General features: G+C 68.0%; 3 protein-coding genes. 2 read left to right on the forward strand and 1 reads right to left on the reverse strand.

Translation table 11 applies throughout. The features are described from left to right. On the forward strand, positions 1–1,034 hold a 1,034-nt coding region (locus JWM94_RS13920), incomplete at its 5' end, for an amidohydrolase family protein (protein WP_299428201.1). A 100-nt stretch (positions 1,035–1,134) separates the two neighbouring features. Beyond that, positions 1,135–2,376 carry a dicarboxylate/amino acid:cation symporter gene (locus tag JWM94_RS13925; protein ID WP_299428203.1) on the forward strand — a complete coding sequence of 414 codons (1,242 nt, stop codon included), beginning with the start codon at positions 1,135–1,137 and terminating at the stop codon, positions 2,374–2,376. Here the strand turns inward: JWM94_RS13925 and JWM94_RS13930 are convergent. Further along, positions 2,367–4,214 (reverse strand): amidohydrolase family protein, encoded by a 1,848-nt coding sequence (locus JWM94_RS13930; RefSeq protein ID WP_299428206.1) that lies wholly within the window; start codon positions 4,212–4,214, stop codon positions 2,367–2,369. The genes JWM94_RS13925 and JWM94_RS13930 overlap by 10 nt on opposite strands. Between the last annotated feature and the right edge of the window lie 46 nt (positions 4,215–4,260).

Genomic DNA, 4,260 nt, shown 5'->3' on the forward strand with positions numbered 1-4,260 from the left:
GCGAAGGCGCGATCGGCTTTTCGACCGGCCTCTTCTACGCACCGCAGAGCTTCTCCAAGACCGACGAGGTGATCGCGCTGAGCGCCGAAGCGGCGAAGCGCGGGGGCTATTACGACAGCCATATCCGCGACGAATCCTCCTACACGGTCGGGCTCGCGGCGGCGATCGACGAAGCGATCGCGATCGGCCGGGCGACCGGAATGCCGATCCATATCAGCCATATCAAGGCGCTCGGCGTCGATGTGCAAGGCATGGCGCCGGCGATCATCGCCAGGATAGCGGCGGCGCGCGCGGCCGGCGTGAACATCACCGCGAGCCAGTATCCGTGGAGCGCGAGTGGCACGAGCCTGGTCGCGAGCCTCGTCCCGCTCTGGGCGCAAGACGGCGGCACCGCCGCGCTGATCAAGCGCTTCGACACGCCCGCGCTCCAGCCCAAACTGCGCGCCGATATGGCGGAAAACATGCGCAAGCGCGGTGGTCCCACAACATTGCTGATCACCGAGGGGCAATATCGCGGCAAGTATCTCAGCCAGATCGCCGCGGCGATGAAGACCGATCCGATCAGTGCTGCGATCGCGCTGATCCGCGTCCACGATTCGGCGACGGTCTCGTTCAACATGAGCGAGGCCGACATCGCCGCGTTCATGCGCCAGCCGTGGGTGATGACCGACAGCGATGCCTCGGGCGGGCATCCGCGTGTGTGGGGCACGTTCGCGCGCAAATATGCGAAATATGTCGTGGCGGATAAGGTGCTCACGCTGCGCGAGTTCATCGAGCGGAGTTCGAGCGTGACCGCGAAATGGTTCGGGCTGGCGGGGCGCGGTGAGCTGAAACCGGGAAATTTCGCCGACGTCGTGGTGTTCGACCCCACGACCTACGCGGCGCGGGCGACCTACGAGCAGCCGACCTTGCCGGCGGCGGGAGTACGCACGGTGATCGTCAACGGCATGGTCGCGGTCGATAATAGCGCGTTGACCGGCAGGGCGGCGGGGCGCGCGTTGCCGCACACGCCGACCAGCGGCACTTGCGGTTGAAGGTGGCCCTACCAGTGCTCCTGCGAAGGCAGGAGCCCAGGACCAAGAGCCCTTCGGTCTATAACCCTAGGCTCCTGCCTTCGCAGGAGCACGGACGCTAATGCGGCACTGGTTCGCCATCCCGCTCTGGCAGCGCGTCGTTGCCGGGCTCGTCCTCGGCGTGCTGCTTGCCTTCGCCTGGCCCGCCGGCGCCTCCCATTTCCAGTTCATCGGCGACCTGTTCGTCCGCGCGATCCGCATGCTGGTCGCCCCCATCGTCCTCGTCACCATCGCCGCCGGGATCACCAGCCTGGCCGACCCCAAGCAGCTCGGCAGCCTCGGCGCGCGCACCATCGGGCTGTTCGCCGCGACGACTGCGATCGCGGTGTCGGTGGGGATGCTGGTCGCGAGCGTCATCCGCCCCGGCATTGGCGCCCCGCTCGGCACCGCCGCGCCGCATGCGCTGGGCGCGCCGGTCACGCCGTACGATCAGCTCATCAATATCATTCCGCTCAACATCGTCGATGCGCTGGCCAAGGGCGACATGCTCGCTTTGATCTTCGTCGCGATTCTGTTCGGGGTCGGCACGGTGCTGACCGGCGAGCCGGGCAAGCCGTTCGCCGCGCTGCTGCAATCGCTCTCCGCCGTGCTGCTCCGCATCGTCGGAATCGTCATGGAAGCGACCCCGTTCGGCGTGCTGGCGCTAATCTGGGGCGCGGTCGCCGCGAACGGCGCTGCGGTGTTCGTCCATGTCGGCTGGCTCGCGCTCGCGGTGGTCGCGGGGTCGCTGATCCAGATGCTGGTGGTGCACAGCCTGATCCTGCGCTTCGTCGCCAGGCTTCCCGTGCTGCCCTTCTTCCGCGGTATCATCGACGCGCTGGCCGTCGCCTTCTCGACCGCGTCGAGCGGCGCTACATTGCCGGTCGCGATGCGCGTCGCGGGCGACAATCTGGGCGTCGCGCGGCCGGTCTATTCGACCGTGCTGCCCCTGGGCGCGAGCATCGGCAAGGACGGCACGGCGATGTATGTCGGGCTGCTCGCGATGTTCGCGCTCCAGGCGTTCGGCGTGCCGCTGACGCCGCAAGTCTATGCCACCGTCCTGCTGACCGGCGCGCTCGCCGCGTTCGGCACCGCGCCGGTACCGTCTGCGTCGCTGTTCATGCTGGCGGCGGTACTGTCGGCGGTCGGCGTGACGCCCGAGCAGACCGCTTTAGTGGTGGGCTTCGTCCTGCCCTTCGACCGGCTGCTGGACATGACCCGCACCGTGCCGAGCGCCAGCGCGAATTTGACGGTCGCGACGACGGTGGCGCGGTGGGAGGAGGCGCTGGATGAGGAAATCTATCGCGCACCGGATCAGCGGTAGAAGCGCAGATTCCCGATTTCGAGCCAGGCCGTCGCACCGGGATCGCCATGCAGCCGGATCAGCAGCGCGCGGAGCGATTTTAGGTCGAACGCGCCCTTGCCGATGAGTGTCGCGAAGGGCACGCGTACCTCCTTCGCCGTCTCATCGGCGTCGAACGATACGTGAAACCAGTCGTCGGGCTGGAGCCCGTAGCTGTCGAACGCGAGCGAATACCGCCCCGACCCGCGCGCATCGAACGCAACGCCGGTGAAGGCGCTGGCGTCGGCCAGCGTCACCGCGCCCGGAGTCAGCGGCACGATCAGTTGCGCGAACGGCTGCGCCCGGGCGCCCATCCGCGCGGTCAGGAACAGCTTCTTGCCCGCACGCGGATCGGTCGGGCGGACGTAGAACAGCCGGCTGTGATCGGTACCGCTTTCGGTGCTTTCGACCGGCAGCGTGTCGAGATCGGTGCGGCCGTCGCCGCGCGCGCCGGTGTCGATCGGGCCGGGCATTTTCCTGACCGGCATCGGTGTCGGCGCGACATCGTCGGCGAGCTTGCGGAGCGCGATCAAGTCCTGCTCGCGCCCTGCCACCCAGACGTGACGAACGTTGTAGAGGTCGGCGATATTCTCGTCGGGCTTGCCGCCGACCAGCACCAGATCGGCGCGCATCCCCGGCTTGATCGTGCCCTCGACCTTGTCGAGCCCCATGATCCCCGCGCTCGTGCTTGTCGCCGCGACCAGCGCCTCGGCGGGCGTAAAGCCGAGCATCGTCAGCCGGCGGATTTCGCGGATCGTCGAGCTGCCGTGATAGGTGCCTTCGATCCCGGCGTCGGTGCCGATCCCGATGCGGATCCCCGCCGCCTTCAGCGCACGGATATTGCCCTGCATGATCGCCCAGCGCTTGCTGTCATAGTCGGCGATCGGTTCGAGCGGCTTGGCCATCCGCGCGTCCTCGCGGGCGCGCTCGGCGGGGCGCAGGCTAGCGTATTCGGCTGGCAGGAAGGTGCGGTTCTCCTGCGGCTCGAAGGTCGCGAGTGTCGCGATATACGCCATGCGATTCTTCTTCATCAGGCCGATCAGCTCGGCATCGACCGGCGCATCGCCCACCCCGTGCCCGACCGAATCGACCCCCGCCAGCGCGGCGATCTTGGCCTCCTTCAGCGTCACCGTGTGCGTGATGACCGGGATGCCCGCGGCGTGCGCGTCGGCGACGATCGCCGCCAGCGTATCCTCGTTGATGCTGTTGAGATCGGGGTCGCGACCGTAGCGCCAGCCGTCGGCGAACACCTTGATGACGTCGGGCTTGTACGCCAGCGCGCGCTTCATCGCGAGGTGCGCGGAGCGCGGGGTCGAGACTTGCAGCGTGAAGAAATCTCCCCAGCCGAATTCGGTGCCGTGCCCGCCCGGCACGCCGATGCGGACGGCCATCTCCAGGTGCGGCGCGGCGATCCCGCCGGGCCTGGTCATATCGCGGATCGGCGCGATCATCTCCCCCGACAACGAATAATCGTTCACCGTGGTCACGCCCGCGAGCAGATACGCGGCGTATGCCTTGCCGAGATCGTCGGGCGCATCGAACGCCGGCGCGCGCAGGTGCGTATGAAGGTCGTGCAGCCCCGGGATCAGCGTCATACCGCGCGCATCGATCACGCGAGTCGCGCGCGGGCGCTTGAGGTTCCGGCCGACCGCGACGATCCTGTCGCCGACGATCAGCACGTCCTCGACCAATGCCGGCGCCCCGGTGCCGTCGAACACCCGCGCATTGTGGATCAACGTCGCGCGCGGCACCTCCGCCGACGCGGCGCTCATCCCCAGTGCGACGGCGAGGATCATGGCGAAGCGGCGGAGCAAGCTCATGCGCGCACTTTCCCGACTTGCGCGCGCAGGCGCAACCCTTACCGTT

This window comes from Sphingomonas bacterium, assembly GCF_028289855.1.
Taxonomy (GTDB): Bacteria; Pseudomonadota; Alphaproteobacteria; order Sphingomonadales; family Sphingomonadaceae; genus Sphingomonas.

Excerpts from the sequence above, each read along its gene's own strand:
- JWM94_RS13925 (WP_299428203.1), top strand. The coding sequence starts at position 1,135 with ATGCGGCACTGGTTCGCCATCCCGCTCTGGCAGCGCGTCGTTGCCGGG.
- JWM94_RS13930 (WP_299428206.1), bottom strand. The coding sequence starts at position 4,214 with ATGAGCTTGCTCCGCCGCTTCGCCATGATCCTCGCCGTCGCACTGGGG.